At 58.4% G+C, this 17,848-nt stretch carries 11 protein-coding genes; 8 read left to right on the top strand and 3 right to left on the bottom strand.

What is annotated here, in order from left to right; all coding sequences use genetic code 11:
* Positions 1–13 precede the first annotated feature (13 nt).
* Entirely contained in the window at positions 14–928 is a 915-nt protein-coding gene (gene rdgC, locus C5687_RS00905) for a recombination-associated protein RdgC (RefSeq protein WP_025756213.1), read from the bottom strand.
* Between the two features lie 123 nt (positions 929–1,051).
* On the opposite strand from rdgC, the gene mak reads away from it, so the two are divergent.
* Positions 1,052–1,957, top strand: a complete 906-nt coding sequence (gene mak / locus C5687_RS00900; RefSeq protein ID WP_032672414.1) for a fructokinase — start codon at positions 1,052–1,054, stop codon at positions 1,955–1,957.
* 98 nt (positions 1,958–2,055) lie between these two features.
* On the opposite strand, the gene sbcC is transcribed toward mak, so the two are convergent.
* The gene (gene sbcC, locus C5687_RS00895) at positions 2,056–5,187 is read right to left on the bottom strand and encodes an exonuclease subunit SbcC (RefSeq protein WP_104556246.1); all 3,132 of its coding nucleotides are present in this window, start codon (positions 5,185–5,187) and stop codon (positions 2,056–2,058) included.
* On the bottom strand, positions 5,184–6,389 hold the full coding sequence (gene sbcD, locus C5687_RS00890; RefSeq protein ID WP_104556245.1) for an exonuclease subunit SbcD: 1,206 nt from the start codon (positions 6,387–6,389) through the stop codon (positions 5,184–5,186). Before sbcD ends, sbcC begins: the two co-directional genes overlap by 4 nt.
* A 187-nt stretch (positions 6,390–6,576) precedes the next feature.
* On the opposite strand from sbcD, the gene phoB reads away from it, so the two are divergent.
* From phoB to C5687_RS00855, 7 genes are all read left to right on the top strand, one after another.
* Positions 6,577–7,266 (top strand): phosphate response regulator transcription factor PhoB, encoded by a 690-nt coding sequence (phoB, locus tag C5687_RS00885; protein WP_008503265.1) that lies wholly within the window; start codon positions 6,577–6,579, stop codon positions 7,264–7,266.
* 21 nt (positions 7,267–7,287) lie between these two features.
* Positions 7,288–8,583, top strand: coding sequence for a phosphate regulon sensor histidine kinase PhoR (gene phoR, locus C5687_RS00880; protein ID WP_047957865.1), 1,296 nt, complete (start codon positions 7,288–7,290; stop codon positions 8,581–8,583).
* A gap of 409 nt (positions 8,584–8,992) precedes the next feature.
* Positions 8,993–10,312, top strand: coding sequence for a branched-chain amino acid transporter carrier protein BrnQ (brnQ, locus tag C5687_RS00875; protein ID WP_104556244.1), 1,320 nt, complete (start codon positions 8,993–8,995; stop codon positions 10,310–10,312).
* Positions 10,313–10,392: 80 nt separating this feature from the next.
* Complete coding sequence (gene proY, locus C5687_RS00870) at positions 10,393–11,766, top strand: proline-specific permease ProY (protein ID WP_045285210.1); 1,374 nt, start codon at positions 10,393–10,395, stop codon at positions 11,764–11,766.
* 163 nt (positions 11,767–11,929) lie between these two features.
* A complete protein-coding gene (gene malZ, locus C5687_RS00865) occupies positions 11,930–13,747 on the top strand; it encodes a maltodextrin glucosidase (protein WP_104556243.1) in 1,818 nt (605 codons plus the stop codon).
* 91 nt (positions 13,748–13,838) lie between these two features.
* On the top strand, positions 13,839–16,454 hold the full coding sequence (locus C5687_RS00860; protein ID WP_104556242.1) for a DUF2339 domain-containing protein: 2,616 nt from the start codon (positions 13,839–13,841) through the stop codon (positions 16,452–16,454).
* Positions 16,451–17,836 (top strand): DUF3999 domain-containing protein, encoded by a 1,386-nt coding sequence (locus tag C5687_RS00855; protein ID WP_104556241.1) that lies wholly within the window; start codon positions 16,451–16,453, stop codon positions 17,834–17,836. Before C5687_RS00860 ends, C5687_RS00855 begins: the two co-directional genes overlap by 4 nt.
* Positions 17,837–17,848: the final 12 nt, after the last annotated feature.

Genomic DNA, 17,848 nt, shown 5'->3' with positions numbered 1-17,848 from the left:
GGGTTAGGTGGAATTATCTCTGCGCTTCGCCGCCGAGGCCTTCCACCAGATTCTGAATCAACGCGGCCAGCTCGCCGGTCATCAGGATGAAGTCCGCGTCAAAGCGCTGGGCGTAATCTTCCCTGTCGATATCTTCGTTCTGATCGCGCAACTCATCGCAGAACTTCAGACGCTTGATGGAACCATCGTCGCACATCACAAACTGAATACGCTGCTGCCAGTCGAGCGCCAGTTTTGTCACCACTTTGCCCGCTTCGATATGTACGGCGATCTCGTCGCTCACCAGATCCTGCTTTTTCGCACGGATCACGCCGCCATCTTCCAGCAGAGCTTTCAGCTCGGCTTCATCAAGGATCTGGAATCCCTGCGCCGCCGCACCGCTGCGTACCCATTCGGTCAACGTTAGCTCAATTGGCGTCTCCAGCGCCAGCGGAACGACCGGTAAAGAGCCGATACTTTTACGCAGCAGGGCCAGCGTATCTTCCGCTTTTTTCGCGCTGGCGCAGTCCACCATGATCAGCCCGTTAACGGTATCGATCCACATCATGGTCTGGCTGAAGCGGCTGAAGGCGCGCGGCAGCAGTGAATGCAGAACTTCGTCTTTCAGCGAATCTTTTTCGGTTTTTTTCAGCTTGCGGCCCTGCTCGGCTTCCAGCTTGAAAATTTTCGCTTCGAGCGCCTGCTTCACCACCGGCGTGGGCAGAATTTTCTCTTCTTTACGGGCGCAGACGATGATTTGACCCGTGCTGCTGGCGTGGGTCAATGCATCGCTCTGTGAACCCATTGGCGGAACCCAGCCGGTTTTTGCCATATCCTGGCTACCGCAAGGGGAAAAGGTATAAGCGGCTAACTGTTTTTCCATCTCTTCTGCACGCAGCGAAACGTCGCGGCTGAGACGGTAAACCATCAAATTTTTGAACCACAGCATGATAATTTCCACGGCCTTGTCGTTAAATCAGCGGGCATGATAACGAATTGTCGCATCGCTTGCATTGCTAATCGGGAAGCGTGCTTCTACTCTGTTGATAATCAAAATAATGAGGAGAGTCTTGTGCGTATTGGGATTGATTTGGGCGGCACCAAAACCGAAGTCATCGCGCTGAGCGAGCAGGGCGAGCAGCTGTTCCGCCACCGTTTGCCGACGCCGCGCGATGATTATCACCAGACTATCGAGACGATTGCCACGCTGGTCGGGATGGCAGAGCAGGCGACAGGGCAAACCGGCAGCGTCGGGATGGGGATCCCAGGGTCGATCTCACCGTATACCGGGGTGGTAAAAAACGCCAACTCGACCTGGCTCAACGGCCAGCCATTTGATAAAGATTTAAGCGCGCGCCTCAACCGTGAAGTGCGTCTGGCTAACGACGCTAACTGTCTGGCGGTCTCTGAGGCCATCGACGGCGCGGCAGCCGGCGCCCAGACCGTGTTTGCCGTCATTATTGGTACCGGCTGCGGCGCGGGCGTGGCCTTTGGCGGTCGCGCCCATATCGGCGGTAACGGCACCGCGGGCGAATGGGGGCATAACCCGTTACCGTGGATGGATGAAGACGAACTCAAATACCGCACTGAAGTCCCGTGCTACTGCGGAAAACAGGGCTGTATTGAGACGTTTATCTCCGGCACCGGTTTTGCGACCGACTATCACCGTCTGAGTGGTCAGCCGCTCAAGGGCAACGAGATCATGCGTCTGGTCGAGGAGCAGGATCCGGTGGCGGAGCTGGCCCTGAGCCGTTACGAAATGCGGCTGGCGAAATCTCTGGCGCATGTGGTGAATATTCTCGATCCGGACGTGATTGTGCTGGGCGGCGGCATGAGCAACGTCGACCGGCTGTATGCCACGGTACCGACGCTGGTGAAGCAGTGGGTCTTTGGTGGCGAGTGTGAAACCCCTATCCGCAAAGCTGTCCACGGTGACTCCAGCGGCGTGCGCGGCGCGGCGTGGCTGTGGCCGGAATGAACGCAAAACGGCAACGCAAGTTGCCGTTTTTAATGTTTGTACCCTCTCCCTGTGGGAGAGGGCCAGGGTGAGGGCACCAGACCGCACCATCCCACCATTTATTCCACCGCAAACACCTTATCCAGCCTGCTATACCCCAGCCCGTTAATCTTCTTCACCTTGATCTGCACCGGAATACGCTCTTTCATCGCCTCAACATGGCTGATCACGCCGATGGTTTTCCCGGTGGCGTTCAGCGCATCAAGCGCATCCAGCGCGGTATCCAGCGTTTCGCTGTCGAGCGTGCCAAACCCTTCATCCAGGAACAGCGAATCGATCCGCGTTTTATGACTCACCAGATCGGAAAGCGCCAGCGCCAGCGCCAGACTGACCAGGAAGCTCTCGCCGCCGGAGAGGGTACGGGTATCGCGCACCGCATCCGCCTGCCAGGTGTCGACCACTTCCAGCTCCAGCGCGTCGCTGGCCTTGCGCTGCAGCAGGTAGCGCCCGTGCAGGCGGTTAAGCTGCTGGTTGGCGAGCCAGACCAGATTGTCCAGCGTCAGCCCCTGCGCAAACTTACGGAATTTGTCGCCGGTGCTGGAACCGATAAGCGCGTTGAGATATCCCCAGTCGTCTGCCAGACGCGCAGCCTCTTCAATTTGCTGCATCAATGCCAGCTGATGCTGCCGGTTGTCGCTGTCCTGCTTAAGCTGTTGGCGGATCTCGCCCTGATGGGTGGTGTTCTCCCGAAGCTGTTGCGCCAGCTGCTGCAGCTGGGTTTGAAGCGTCGGCGCGTCGGCGTCGAGCCCTTCCGGCCGCAGCGCCAGATGAGACTGCAGCTGCTGGTTAGCTTGTCCGCACAGCGCCGCGGCCTGCTGGATCTGGTTTTCCAGCGTCTGTTTCAGCTGTTCGAGGTGACGAAGCGTGGCTTCGTCCAGCAGCGCAGCAAGAAACGCATCCTGGTCGGCAAAACAGCTTGCGGAGAGCGCCGCGGTGAATTGCGTCTGCGACTGCTGCAGGCGCGCTTGCTCCAGCGCTTCCTGCTGCTGCTGTGCACTAAGCTGGCTTTGCAGCGACACGCACTCGTCGTGGATGGCGCGCCAGTCATCCGGAATAGTCGCTTCAGTGTCTTCACCCGGGCTTACCGGCAGCGCGTCGAGCAGCGGCTGCAGAGCGTTCATTCGTTCCTGAAGCACACCCTGCTGCGTTTGCTTCTCCTGCCACTGGGCAAATTCAGCCTCACGGGCCTGCAGCCAGGCGGCTTCATCTCCCTCTTCCGGGACGTTAAGTGATAATGAGAACAGGGTGTGCTCCAGCGCCTGTCGCGCGGCGGCCAGCTGCTGCTGATACTGCCGCTCCTGCGCTTCCTGCTCATGAAGCTGATTTTGCAGGGTCAGACGCTGACTGAGCTGATAAAGCTGGCGCTCGTAGTGTTCCTGCTCATTCATCCATGGCGCGATATCGTCCTGAATCGTTAACGCGACATTCAGGGACGCGCAGGTTTCCTGCCACTCTTTAGCGAGCGCTTGCTCTTCCTGAGACAGCGTCTGCGCGTCGTCTGTCTCACGCTGGATCTGCTGAGTGAGGGCATTGACCTGTCCCAGCACCAGCAGGCCTTCCTCTTTAAGCGAGGCGACCTCTTTTTCCAGGGCATCACGGCGGCGTTGATTATCCGTCAGTTCAAGCGAGCGGTATGTCTCCACGGCAGGATGCTCGCTGGAGCCGCACAGCGGACAGGGTTTGCCTGCCTCAAGTTGAGAACGGTAATGCTCCAGCTTCTTAATTGTCGCTTCGGTTTCGCACAGGGCTTTCAAATCGAGATAGTGCTGGTTTTTCTCTTTGTACTGCTGGCGGCGCTGCGTCAGCGTTTCAGTGAGCTTCGCCTGTTCCGCCTGGGCTTTTTGCAGGATTTGCGCATTTTGCAGCAGACGTTTTTGCAGTGGCTGATAGCGCGCATGAAGCGACGTTAGCCGCTGGCGCAGCGGGCGCGTCCGGGACTGTTGCTCCATGGCGGCGCTCACCTCATCGGCGGTCAGCGTCAGCGTGTTTTCCGGCATCTCTGCCAGCTTCTGGCGTAGCTCAGCCATTCGTGCGGCAAGGGTGGCGATGTGCGTTTTATCGCGGGTCAGCTGGCTGAATTGCGCGCGCCAGCCGGCAATTTCCTGGCCCAACAGGCGATAGCGTTCGTGCTCCGCCAGCCACTGCGCCAGTGCGGTCAGTTCGGTCTGAAGCTGCGCGTGGTTACGCAGGGCGGTATTGCGGATCCGCGCACGCAGCGCAGTTCTGGATTGTAAGCGAGTATTTACTTCGATAATTCGCTGCCGGGTTTGCGTCAGACGCGCGGTTTGCTCCTGCAGATGTTCCCAAAGCGGGCGGAGCTGAGCGGCTGGTTGAGCAAGCTGGAGTTTGGCCAGTTCAGGCGCAGCGTTCGTCAGTGCCTGTTGCGCCTGTTGCTGCATCTCGGTGACACGCTGCTGCTCGCGCACCAGTTCATCATGGCGCGTAAGCCACTGAAAATCTTTCTGCTGGCTTTGCTGCTGTACCAGCAGGGTTTTCTCTTCGTCAGTAAGTGCCTGCAAACTTTGCTGTAACTGCTGCTGTTGCTCTTCGCTCAGCAGCACGACGCCCGCCGCCTGCGCCTCACACTTTTCAAGCCTACTGCGGGCGGATTTATGTTTCTCAAAGACCATGGCGGAGATCTGGCCGTAGATCTCGGTGCCGGTCAGTTCTTCCAGCAGTTCAGCCCGATCGCCCGGTTTGGCATTGAGGAAGGCGGCAAATTGTCCCTGAGAGAGCAGCATTGAGCGGGTAAAACGGCCATAGTCCAGCCCGGTGAGGGCGGCAGTTTGCTCCAGCTTATCCGTCACTTTGTCGGCCAGGATTTTGCCATCTTCGCAGCGCGCCAGCTCCACACGCGGCGCCTGCAGGTTGCCGTCAGGCTGATTGCGCGCCCGGTTCTGGCTCCAGAAAGCGCGATAGGCCGTCCCTTTTACCTCAAACTCAACCTCGGCCAGACACTCGGCGGTGTCGCGCGTCATCAGGTCATTTTGCGCCTGAGAAACCTTACTCAGACGTGGGGTTTCGTGATAAAGCGCCAGGCAGATGGCGTCGAGCAGGGTGGTTTTGCCTGCCCCGGTCGCACCGGTAATGGCAAACAGCCCGTTGCTGGCAAAGGGCTCAGCGGTAAAGTCAATTTTCCACTCGCCCTTGAGGGAGTTGAGATTTTTCAGGCGCAGGCTCAGAATTTTCATGCGTTTTCATCCTCATCTTTGAGCGCATGCAGGGTATGGGAGAACAACTCGCTGAGCCTTGCGCGCTTCGCGTCGTCTATCTCCTCCTGCGAAAGCCTGCGTTCGAACACCTCTTCTACCTTCAGCTCGCTGAGGGTTTCACGCCGGGCGCTGAGCAGAATTTTCTCGCGCTGCTCGCGGCTGCGGCGCACCAGTAAGACTTCAACCGGCAGATCTTCAGTCAACGCCTGGATTTTCCGCTGCATATCATGCAGGTAGTCATCGGTGGTGATTTCGATATCCAGCCAGATGGGAGGATCCTGCTCGACACCGCGCCACTGCTCCAGCTGGGCGGTAATGGCATCGAGATCGCCCTTCAGCACCGCCAGGGGCTGAGTGACCGGCACCTCCAGCGTCTCGACGGTGCTGAGTTTGCCCCCGGTGAAGCTCACCAGATGCACAGATTTGGCTTTACCCGTTTCATCGAAACTGAGTGAAAGGGGGGAGCCGCAGTAGCGAATGTGTTCGCAGCCGCCGATAACCTGCGCGCGGTGGATATGCCCAAGCGCAATGTAGTCCGCTGGCGGGAAGTTTTGCGCCGGAAAGGCGTCGAGCGTGCCGATATAGATGTCACGAACGGCGTCACTTTTACTGGCCCCGACGGTGGTGAGATGCCCGGTCGCAATCACCGGAATCGGCTGTTCGCCGCGCAGGGCGCAGGCTTCGGCGTACTGCTGGTGATAATACTCAGTGATGGCCTGTAAAAGATGTTGCTGTTTTTGCGCGCCTGACAGCCCAGCCTGGCTTTGCACGATATCGCGGGGACGTAAAAACGGGATGGGGCACAGTACCGCCCCTGGTGTACCGTCACGTTTTTTCAGGATCTGCGGGGCGTGCCCGGCGCTGGCGACGACGGTGGTATTAAGAAAGGCCAGGATGTCGCGGGATTCGTTGAGCGTCGCGACGGAATCATGGTTACCGGCGACAATCACCAGATGACAGCCGGTTTGCTGCAAATTCACCACGAAGCGGTTATACAGTTCTCGCGCATAGCTGGGAGGAGAGCCGGTATCAAAGATGTCACCCGCCACAATAATCGCATCTACCTCATGCGCCTGGGCCATTTCCAGCAGCCAGTTCAGGAACGCGTCATGTTCAGCCGCACGGCTTTTGCTGTAAAAATTTTGACCCAGATGCCAGTCCGAGGTGTGAAGTATGCGCATAGCTGATCCGTGGCGAAAAAGAGAAAGCAGGATTATAAACCTTCAGGGAAGGGAAAATAACCGCTGTAATAAAACAACAGTTTGGCTATTGTCGTGGTACTGTTTTTCATAAATCTGTCATAAATCTGACGCATAATGGCGCCGAATTACAAACTTGTAACGTACATAAGATAAGACAGGGCAAAGTATGGCGAGACGTATTCTGGTCGTAGAAGATGAAGCTCCAATTCGTGAAATGGTGTGCTTCGTGCTCGAGCAAAATGGCTTCCAGCCGGTTGAAGCGGAAGATTATGACAGCGCAGTGAACCAGTTGAATGAACCCTGGCCCGATCTGATTCTGCTGGACTGGATGTTGCCCGGCGGTTCCGGACTGCAGTTTATCAAGCACCTGAAGCGTGAAGCGCTGACCCGCGACATCCCGGTGGTGATGCTGACGGCGCGCGGTGAAGAAGAGGATCGCGTGCGCGGTCTGGAGACCGGCGCGGACGACTACATTACCAAACCGTTTTCACCGAAAGAGCTGGTGGCCCGCATTAAAGCCGTGATGCGCCGCATTTCACCGATGGCGGTGGAAGAGGTGATCGAGATGCAGGGACTGAGCCTTGACCCCACCTCACACCGCGTAATGACCGGTGAAAATCCCCTCGACATGGGGCCTACCGAATTTAAACTCCTGCACTTCTTTATGACTCACCCGGAACGCGTTTACAGCCGCGAGCAGTTGCTGAATAACGTCTGGGGAACTAACGTGTATGTCGAAGACCGGACGGTTGACGTACATATCCGCCGCCTGCGAAAAGCGCTGGAACTGAGCGGCCACGATCGCATGGTGCAGACGGTCCGCGGCACGGGTTATCGTTTTTCTACCCGTTTCTGAACAATGACAGGAGTGTGACGCGTGCTGGAACGTCTGTCATGGAAAAGGCTCGTTTTTGAACTGATCTTATGCTGTATTCCGGCCTTCATTCTGGGGGCCTTTCTTGGACACCTGCCGTGGTTTCTGCTGGCGTCGGTCACCGGGCTGCTGATCTGGCATTTCTGGAACCTGCTGCGCCTCTCCTGGTGGCTGTGGGTTGACCGCAGTATGACGCCGCCGCCGGGAAGCGGCAGCTGGGAGCCGCTGCTGTACGGTCTGCATCAGATGCAGATGCGTAATAAAAAGCGCCGCCGCGAGCTGGGAAGCCTGATTAAGCGTTTTCGCAGCGGTGCGGAATCGCTGCCGGATGCGGTCATCCTGACCACCGAAGAAGGGACCATCTTCTGGTGTAATGGTCTGGCGCAACAGCTGTTGGGCCTGCGCTGGCCGGATGATAATGGCCAGAATATCCTCAACCTTCTGCGCTATCCCGAGTTCACGCTGTACCTGAAAAAGCGTGATTTTACCCGACCGCACAATCTGAAGCTCAATAACGGTCGCCATCTGGAAATCCGCGTGATGCCCTACAGCGACAAGCAGTGGCTGATGGTGGCGCGCGATGTTACCCAGATGCACCAGCTGGAGGGGGCGCGTCGCAACTTCTTTGCAAACGTCAGCCATGAACTGCGGACTCCGCTGACCGTGCTTCAGGGCTATCTGGAGATGATGCAGGAGCAAACGCTTGAAGGTGCGCCGCGCGAAAAAGCGCTGCACACCATGCGCGAGCAAACGCACCGGATGGAAGGCCTGGTGAAGCAGTTGCTGACGCTCTCGAAGATTGAAGCCGCGCCAACGCTTGCGCTGAATGACACCATCGATGTGCCAATGATGCTGCGGGTCGTGGAGGGTGAAGCGCAAACCTTAAGCCACAACAGGCATCACCTGACCTTTGAGGTCGACAACACGCTAAAGGTGCTGGGCAGTGAAGATGAACTGCGTAGTGCCATTTCAAACCTGGTGTATAACGCGGTGAACCATACGCCGGAAGGGACGGACATCGTGGTGCGCTGGCACCATACCCCGACGGGAGCCGAATTTAGCGTGGAGGACAACGGGCCGGGTATCGCGCCGGAGCATATTCCGCGTCTCACCGAGCGCTTCTACCGCGTGGATAAAGCACGTTCGCGGCAGACCGGAGGAAGCGGCCTGGGGCTGGCGATTGTTAAACATGCGGTGAATCACCACGAAAGCCGTCTCGATATTGCGAGCACGCTGGGTAAAGGAACCCGCTTCAGCTTCGTGATTCCGGAACGATTAATTGCCAAAAAGATCGCCTGACAGTCGGTGTGTCATTTTACCTTTCCACGGGTCAGCCTCTGCTGGCCCGTTTGCTTTGCAGTCAGGCGAAACGCGGATGAATTTTATACGGTTGGTGCTTTTTTGTTCGCATGATTAGCCATGGCTTTTTCATGAAATTAGCGAATTATTCTGGTCCGTATTTTCATGCTGGCATATTGTTCTGGTTTTGCGATCCCTCCTTGCCTTTAAACGTTATAAGCGTTTAAATTGCGCCCCAGATACTGTCAGACCGACTGTATTTGCGTGGTAAATCGAAAAACTATTCTTCTCCACGCCAGGACGGGAGCATTTCCCGCTGAAATTGAGTAATTTTTCGGCTGTATCGTCCCGTCAGGGAAGACGAAAATCTCAATGTTTTCAACACCACATCCACAGGCAGTAAGGTTTTATGACCCATCACTTAAAATCGCGTGACATCATCGCGCTGGGCTTTATGACATTTGCGCTGTTCGTTGGCGCAGGCAACATCATTTTTCCTCCCATGGTTGGCTTACAGGCGGGTGAACACGTCTGGACGGCTGCGTTTGGTTTCCTGATTACTGCCGTGGGTCTGCCGGTGCTGACCGTCATCGCGCTGGCGAAAGTCGGTGGCGGTGTGGATAGCCTCAGCACCCCGATTGGCAAAGTGGCGGGCGTTCTGCTGGCAACCGTCTGCTATCTGGCTGTTGGTCCGCTGTTTGCGACCCCGCGTACGGCGACCGTTTCCTTCGAAGTGGGGATTGCTCCCCTGACCGGTGACGGCGCGATGCCGCTGTTTATCTACAGCCTGATTTACTTCGCGATTGTGATTCTGGTTTCCCTCTATCCGGGCAAGCTGCTGGATACCGTAGGTAACTTCCTTGCACCGCTGAAAATTGTGGCGCTGATTGTCCTGGCGGTAGCGGCGGTTGTCTGGCCTGCAGGCCCGATCAGCGACGCGATGGACGCCTACAAAAACGCCGCGTTCTCTAACGGCTTTGTGAACGGCTATCTGACGATGGATACGCTGGGGGCGATGGTGTTTGGTATCGTTATCGTTAACGCCGCACGTTCCCGCGGTGTGACCGAAGCGCGCCTGCTGACCCGCTATACCATCTGGGCTGGCCTGATGGCTGGCGTGGGCCTGACGCTGCTGTATCTGGCGCTGTTCCGTCTGGGCTCCGACAGCGCCATGCTGGTGGATCAGAACGCGAACGGTGCGGCTATCCTGCACGCTTACGTCCAGCACACCTTCGGTGGCGCGGGCAGTATGCTGCTGGCGGCGCTGATCTTCCTGGCGTGTCTGGTGACCGCGGTTGGCCTGACCTGCGCCTGTGCAGAGTTCTTCGCGCAGTATCTGCCGCTCTCTTATCGCACCCTGGTGTTTATCCTCGGTATCTTCTCCATGGCGGTGTCTAACCTCGGTCTGAGCCACCTGATTCAGGTCTCGATTCCGGTGCTGACAGCGATTTACCCGCCGTGTATCGTGCTGGTGGTGCTGAGCTTTACTCGCCCGTGGTGGAATAACTCCTCACGAATTATTGCGCCAGCCATGTTTATTAGCCTGATTTTTGGTATCCTTGACGGGATTAAAGCATCAGCGTTTGCGCAAATACTGCCAGCCTGGACACAGCGTCTGCCGCTGTCCGAGCAGGGCCTGGCCTGGCTGATGCCTACCGTTGTTGCACTGGTGCTGGCGATTATCTGGGACCGTGCTGCAGGGCGTCAGATGACATCAAACGCCCATTAATCAACGGCAACAAACTGTTTAACCACGGGGCTTAAGGCCCCGTGGTTTTTTGTTTTTTCGTGTTGAATGGCAAGATTTAAATGGAAAGCACTAACAAACTCAAACGTGGGCTGAGCACGCGCCACATTCGCTTTATGGCGCTGGGCTCTGCTATCGGTACCGGTCTTTTTTATGGCTCGGCAGATGCCATCAAAATGGCCGGTCCCAGCGTTCTGCTGGCCTATATCATCGGCGGCGTGGCGGCGTATATCATCATGCGCGCCCTCGGTGAAATGTCTGTTCACAATCCGTCCGCCAGCTCATTCTCGCGCTATGCGCAGGAAAACCTCGGCCCGCTGGCCGGGTTCATCACCGGCTGGACCTACTGTTTCGAAATCCTGATTGTGGCGATCGCCGACGTAACGGCGTTTGGCATCTATATGGGCGTCTGGTTCCCGGCGGTGCCGCACTGGATTTGGGTCCTGAGCGTGGTGCTGATCATCTGTGCCGTTAACCTGATGAGCGTGAAGGTGTTTGGCGAACTGGAGTTCTGGTTCTCCTTCTTCAAAGTCGCCACCATCATCATCATGATTGTGGCCGGTTTCGGTATCATCATCTGGGGGATTGGCAACGGCGGTCAGCCAACCGGTATCCATAACCTCTGGAGCAACGGTGGCTTCTTCAGCAACGGCTGGCTCGGCATGGTGATGTCGTTGCAGATGGTGATGTTCGCTTACGGCGGTATCGAGATTATCGGTATCACCGCCGGGGAAGCAAAAAACCCGGAGAAATCCATTCCACGCGCCATCAACTCCGTGCCGATGCGTATTCTGGTGTTCTATGTGGGGACGCTGTTCGTCATTATGTCCATCTACCCGTGGAATCAGGTGGGCACTAACGGTAGCCCGTTTGTGCTGACCTTCCAGCATATGGGCATCGCGTTTGCGGCCAGTATTCTGAACTTTGTGGTGCTGACCGCCTCACTTTCCGCGATCAACAGTGACGTTTTTGGCGTGGGCCGTATGCTCCACGGCATGGCGGAGCAGGGCAGTGCGCCGAAGGTGTTCGCTAAAACCTCACGCCGCGGCACGCCGTGGGTGACGGTCGTGGTCATGACCGTTGCGCTGCTGTTCTCGGTTTACCTGAACTACATCATGCCGGAGAACGTCTTCCTGGTGATTGCGTCTCTCGCGACCTTCGCAACCGTCTGGGTGTGGATCATGATCCTGCTGTCGCAGATTGCGTTCCGCCGTCGTCTCTCGCCGGATGAGGCGAAAGCGCTGAAGTTCAAAGTTCCGGGTGGTGTCGCAACGACCGTCGTCGGGCTGATCTTCCTGGTGTTTATCATTGGCCTGATTGGCTACCACCCGGATACCCGTATTTCTCTCTACGTCGGCTGTGCGTGGATCGTGCTGCTGCTGGTGGGCTGGATGTTTAAGTGCCGCCGCGACCGCCAGCTGGCGGAAGCGCAGTAAGGTAAAAATGCCGGGTGGCGCTGCGCTTACCCGGCCTACACTCCCTTTTCCCCCCGAAAAAAACTCCTCCCCCGTCCTCCTCCCCCAATAAATCACGTCATGGTGAGCTATCCTTAACCACCCTGTGGCAAGGTGACGTCAATTTCATCAAAGGGGATTCGTGATGTTAAATGCCTGGCACCTTCCGGTTGCGCCATTTGTTAAGCAAAACAAAGACAACCTTGTGATTACGCTCTGGCTGGCCGGGGAAAACCAGCCTGAACGCGTGACGCTCCGCGCCGAAGTGGATAATGAAGAAACCACGCTGAAAATGCATAAACAGCGCAGCCAGCCGCAGCCGGGGATCACGGCGTGGCGGGCGAATATCGACCTGAGCAGCGGCCAGCCGCGCCGTCGCTACAGCTTCAAACTGCTGTGGAATAACCGTCAGCTGTGGTTTACCCCACAGGGATTTAGCCGTTTCCCGCCTGCACGGCTGGAACAGTTTGCCGTTGATTACCCGGATAACGGCCCGCAGTGGGTTAACGATCAGGTCTTTTACCAGATCTTCCCGGACCGTTTTGCCCGCAGCCAGAAGCGAACTGCCGAACAGGATAAGGTCTATTACCACCATGCAGCGGGCCATGACATCATTATGAAAGCGTGGGATGAACCGTTAACCGCGCAGGCTGGCGGCTCGACTTTTTACGGCGGCGATCTGGACGGCATCAGCGAGAAGCTGCCGTATCTGAAAAAACTGGGCGTAACGGCGCTGTATCTCAACCCGGTGTTTAAAGCCCCGAGCGTACATAAATACGATACCGAAGATTATCGCCACGTTGACCCGCAGTTTGGCGGTGATGAGGCGCTGCTGCGCCTGCGTCAGAATACGCAAAATGAAGGCATGCGCCTTATTCTCGACGGGGTATTCAACCACAGCGGCGATTCTCACGCCTGGTTTGACCGCCATAATCAGTCGATGGGCGGGGCATGTCATAACCCGGATTCGCCGCAGCGCGACTGGTACAGCTTTAACGAGGAGGGCCGTGCGCTGGACTGGCTGGGCTACCCGAGCCTGCCGAAGCTGGATTTTCAGTCGCCTTCTCTTATCGATGAAGTTTACGGCGGTGAAAACAGTATCGTCCGTCACTGGCTGAAGGCACCGTGGAATATGGACGGCTGGCGTCTGGACGTGGTGCATATGCTCGGTGAGGCGGGCGGGGCGCGGAATAACCTTCAGCACGTCGCCGGGATCACGCGCTCGGCGAAAGCGGCCCAGCCTGAGGCGTTTGTGTTTGGCGAACACTTTGGCGACGCGCGCCAGTGGCTGCAGGCCGATGCGGAAGACGCGGCGATGAACTACCGCGGCTTTACCTTCCCGTTGTGGGGATTCCTCGCCAACACCGACATCTCCTACGATCCGAACCATATCGATGCGGAAACCTGCATGGCGTGGATGGAAAACTATCGCGCCGGTCTGTCCCATCAGCAGCAGCTGCGGATGTTTAACCAGCTCGATAGCCATGATACCGCGCGCTTTAAATCCCTGCTCGGCAAGGATGTCGCGCGTCTGCCGCTGGCGGTCACCTGGCTCTTCACCTGGCCGGGCGTACCGTGCATCTACTATGGCGACGAAGTGGGGCTGGACGGGAACAACGATCCGTTCTGCCGCAAAACGTTCCCGTGGGCGCCAGAGCAGCAGGACAAGGTACTGTTCAGCCTGTATCAGCGGCTGGCGAAGCTGCGCAAGCAGAGTCTCGCCCTGCGCTACGGCGGCTGTCAGGTGGTGTATGCTCACGATAACGTGGTGGTCTTTGTCCGGGTTTATCAGCAGCAGCGCGTGCTGGTGGCGATTAACCGGGGCGAGGCCTGCGAAGTGGTGCTGGAATATTCACCGCTGCTGGCAGATAAGACGTGGAAGAGTAAAGAGGGTAAAGCGACGTTGCAGGACGGCGTGCTTTCGCTTCCGGCGATCTCCGCGACGGTCTGGTTCGGCAGTTAATCGCGAACGGAACGGTTTTCACCTTTTAAGATGGCGCAAATGCAACGAGTTGTGTCAATCTTAACAGATCGTTTACGGTGAAGGTGGAAACATGGACGAGCTTTACATCCTTGGCTGTTTATTTCTGGTTTTTGCGCTGGTGGTTGCGCCCGTGCTTGCGGTTATTGGCTTTAATCGAAGCTCGACGGCACAACAGGAGATCGCCCGACTTCGCCAGCGCATTGAGGCCCTTGAACAGCGCGGCGTGGCGGAGAACGCACCGGAGCCTGAACTGGCCGTTGCGCCGGCGGAAATGACCGAACCGGTGGTCGATGACGCGCCCGCGCCTGTCGACCCCTGGCGCCCGGAGAGTTCCGCCGTTGCGGCAGCGCCCGTTGCACCCCCAGCGCCAGCGACCAAACAGCCTTCTGCCTTTGGCGGCATGCTGTCGTCGCTGGTGCGCTGGTTCATGCAGGGGAATCCGCTGGCGAAACTGGGGATCCTGCTGCTCTTTCTTGGGCTTTCATTCCTGCTGCGCTATACCGTCGAGCACTCCCTGTTCCCGCTTGAGCTTCGTCTGGCCGCGACGGCGCTGTTTGCTATAGTCCTGCTGGCCCTCGGGTGGCGGCTGCGGCACAGACAGCGCGTCTATGCGCTGATCCTTCAGGGGGGCGCGACAGGCATTCTCTATCTGACCGTCTTTGGTGCTTTCCGGCTCTGGCAAATGTTGCCGATGACGCTGGCCTTTGCATTGCTGGTGGTGATTTGCGCGGCGAGCGTCGGGCTGGCGGTGCTGCAGAAGGCGCTGAGCCTGGCCATGCTGGCAAGCCTCGGTGGCTATCTTGCGCCGCTGCTGTTGTCTACCGGGGGCGGTAGCTTTGTGGCGCTGTTCTCTTTCTATCTCCTGCTTTCCATCGGCATTCTCGCGATTAGCATCTGGCAGCACTGGCGCGAGCTCAATCTCCTCGGGCTGCTGTTTACGTTCGGCGTGGGCGGCCTGTGGGGGCTGAACGACTACAGGCCAGAAGACTATTGGGTCTGCCAGCTGTTCCTGATTGCCAACACGTTGATATTCGGCGTGCTGAGCGTGGCGCTGTCGCTGCGGGCGCAGGAGAAAGGCAAGCAGATTATTGACGGTGTCCTGCTGTTTGCCCCGCCGCTGGTTGGTTTTGGCATGCAGTATGGCATGACGCAGCACTGGACCTACGGCCCGGCACTGAGTGCCCTCGGATATGGCGCCTTTTATCTTGCCCTCGCGTTCCTCGCCCTGCGGCGCTATCCCTCTCTCGGACGGCCGCTGGTTATGGCGGCGCTGGCAATCGGCGGCGGGTTTGCCACGCTCGCCATTCCGCTGGCGCTGTCGGCGCGCTGGACGGCAATGGCCTGGGCGCTGGAGGGGCTGGGCATCCTCTGGCTGGGCGTACAACAGCAGCAGCGGCGCATGAGCTATAGCGGGACGGCGCTGCTGGTGCTGGCGCTTGGCAGCGCGCTGTGGGCGCAAACGAATGGTGTGACGTCGCTGAGCCTGCTGCTGATCTTCACCATCCTCAGCCTTTGCTGGCTGGCTGCGGCCTGGCTGTGGCGGACTCTCTTGCTGCCGGTCAGCTGGGCGCTGCTGGCAGGCGGGCTGTTGTTCTGGATAGTGGCGCAGCTGGGGGCGGCGCAGCTAATGCTGAAGCAGGAATTATCTGTTCTGGCAGGCGTGCTGGCGCTTTCGGCCGTGTCGGTCTGGGGCTGGCGGCAGGCCGCCGCGCGTCTGGCGTGGCGGGAACTGGATGCCAGCAAATGGCTGCTGTGGCCGCTGATGCTGCTGATGGTGGGTTATCAGCTCTGGCATCAGCAGGTCTTTGCCGCCGGCTGGTCAAATCTGGCGTGGTGCGTTGCGCTTCCTGCCGCGCTGATGCTGCTGTGGCGCGACGGTGAAAGGCTCCTGCCGCGTATCGCGATGGGGCTGCATCTGTCGCTGTTCTGGATGATTTTACTGGCGCTGGCCGCGGAGCTTTACTGGTTTGCCCAGTCGCTGCCGTGGGGGATGGCGGCCTGGGGCAGTGGACTGGCGATGGCCGCGGGTGGCGGTTTGATTATGGCACTCCGGGCTGCGGTACGGCGTCGCGTTTGGCCCTTCCGGGAGTGGCCTGCGCTTTATGCCTGCCTGGCACCGATCCCTGTGGTCGTGGCGCTGCTGGTATTGCTGGTCGTGACCAATTTCCAGGACGGCGTGGTCTATCGTCAGACCTGGCTGCCGCTGGTGAATCCGCTTGAGGAAGGTGCCGCGTTCGCACTGCTGGGGCTGGTGGTCTTTTATCGGGCGGTGGAGCGCTACTACCCGGCATTGCTTGCGCAAGCGCGCCCGTGGCCTGCTGTCGCGCTGATGGCGTTTGGCTTCTGGTGGCTTAACGGTGCGCTGATGCGCGCCCTGGCCTGGTACGGCGACGTGGCCTGGAATATGGCATCGCTGTGGGATTCGCGGCTTATCCAGACCAGCTTTGCCCTGTTCTGGATGCTGAGCGCGCTGGTGGTCATGATCCATGCCACCCGTCGGGCTTCCCGGCAGGAGTGGCTCTGCGGCGCCGTGCTGCTCGGTGTGGTGATGGTTAAACTGATGCTGGTAGACAGCGCGGGCGGAGGCGGTCTGTCGCGCGCGGTGGCGTTTATCGGCGTGGCGATACTGGTGCTGATTGTGGGGTATTTCTCACCGCTGCCGCCCAAAACAGGAGATGAAAAATGAAATGGATGAATGCGGTAGTGTGTACCGCGCTGCTGGCGCTTTGCGGCCCGGCGCTTTGCGACGAGGGACAAACGGAATCGCCACGGGACTATGCCTTTGGTCGTTCACTCGATACGTCTGCCCCTTCCCAGTGGTATCGGGTCATGCTCCCGCTCGCCGTTTATGAACAGAGCACGTCACCAGAACTGCATGATGTTCGCGTCTTTAATCAGTCCGGTGAGCCGGTGCCTTTTAGCCTGGTCACCGCCACGCGTCCGCAGGCGGCCCCACAATCCACGGCGTTGCGCCTCTTCCCTCTGGACGCCTCGCCGCTTGCGCCTTCGCGAGACGGCGGTGATAGCGATAAGGTCCTGCTCCGTTCCCGCAACGGCGTGGAGATTGTGCTGGAAGGGCAAAACACGGCCGCCTCAGGGCAACATTACCTCCTGACGCTGCCGGAGCAGAACGAAGGGGAGATTGCCCTGTCCCAGCTTCAGCTGCTCTGGAATGCTCCCCGGACACCGTGGCAGGGAACCGCGTCGGTCTATTACAGCGAGGATCTTAAGCGTTGGTTTAGCCTGCGTGAGGATATGCCCTTGCTGGATGTCGTCAGCGGTCAGGATCGTCTTAAGCTCGATCGGATCGATACCGACATGGTGCTGTCTCCCGATGCGAACCGCTATCTGCTGGTGGTGCTGAATTCTGAACACCCGGGTCTGACACTGACCGGCGTAAACGCAATTAGCGCACCGGCGCAGGCCATGTCTGAAGAAATGAGTCTGGAGGGCGAGGCGGAACCGTTATCGGCAAGCGAAGCGCAATGGCACTGGACACATCCGCAGCCCCTGAGCGCGGTCAGTATCACCCTGAATGGTGACGGTGTCCTTCCCGTGGAAATCGCCTGGCGGAGTACGGAAAAAGACACATGGCACCCCCTGAAGAAAGAGGTCCTTTACCGTCTGGAGGGGAAAACATCGGCACCGGTTTCGCTCAACGGCGGGCTGGTCCAGGCAGTGAAAATCACGACGCTGAATGCGCGTCTGCCGGAAAACCTGCCGGTCGTGACGGGGCATCGCGACCGCTATGAGCTCGTGTTCAACGCGCAGGGGAAAGCGCCGTACGTGCTCGCCTGGGGCAACGGAGCAGCAAAGCCTGCCAGCGTGGAGCCCGACATGCTGATCCCTGCCGACCTGCGCAAAACCTATGATCTGGCAAATCTGCCGCAGGCTGACATTCAGGATAATGTCGCATTAGGCGGCGAGGGGCGTTTAACCGCCACGTCCGCGGCCGAGCGGGAAAGTAGGATGAACACGCTACTGGTCTGGGGCGTGCTGATTGCGGGTGTCGTTCTGCTGGCGGGCATGGCCTGGCGCATCTGGCGAGAGACGCAGCGTAAGGCATAAAAAAAGGCCCGC

Origin of the sequence: Enterobacter sichuanensis (genome assembly GCF_002939185.1) — a bacterium.
GTDB classification, from domain to species: Bacteria; Pseudomonadota; Gammaproteobacteria; order Enterobacterales; family Enterobacteriaceae; genus Enterobacter; species Enterobacter sichuanensis.
The sequence above is the reverse complement of the archived record's forward strand: the minus strand, read 5'-3'. Positions and strand labels throughout refer to the sequence as shown.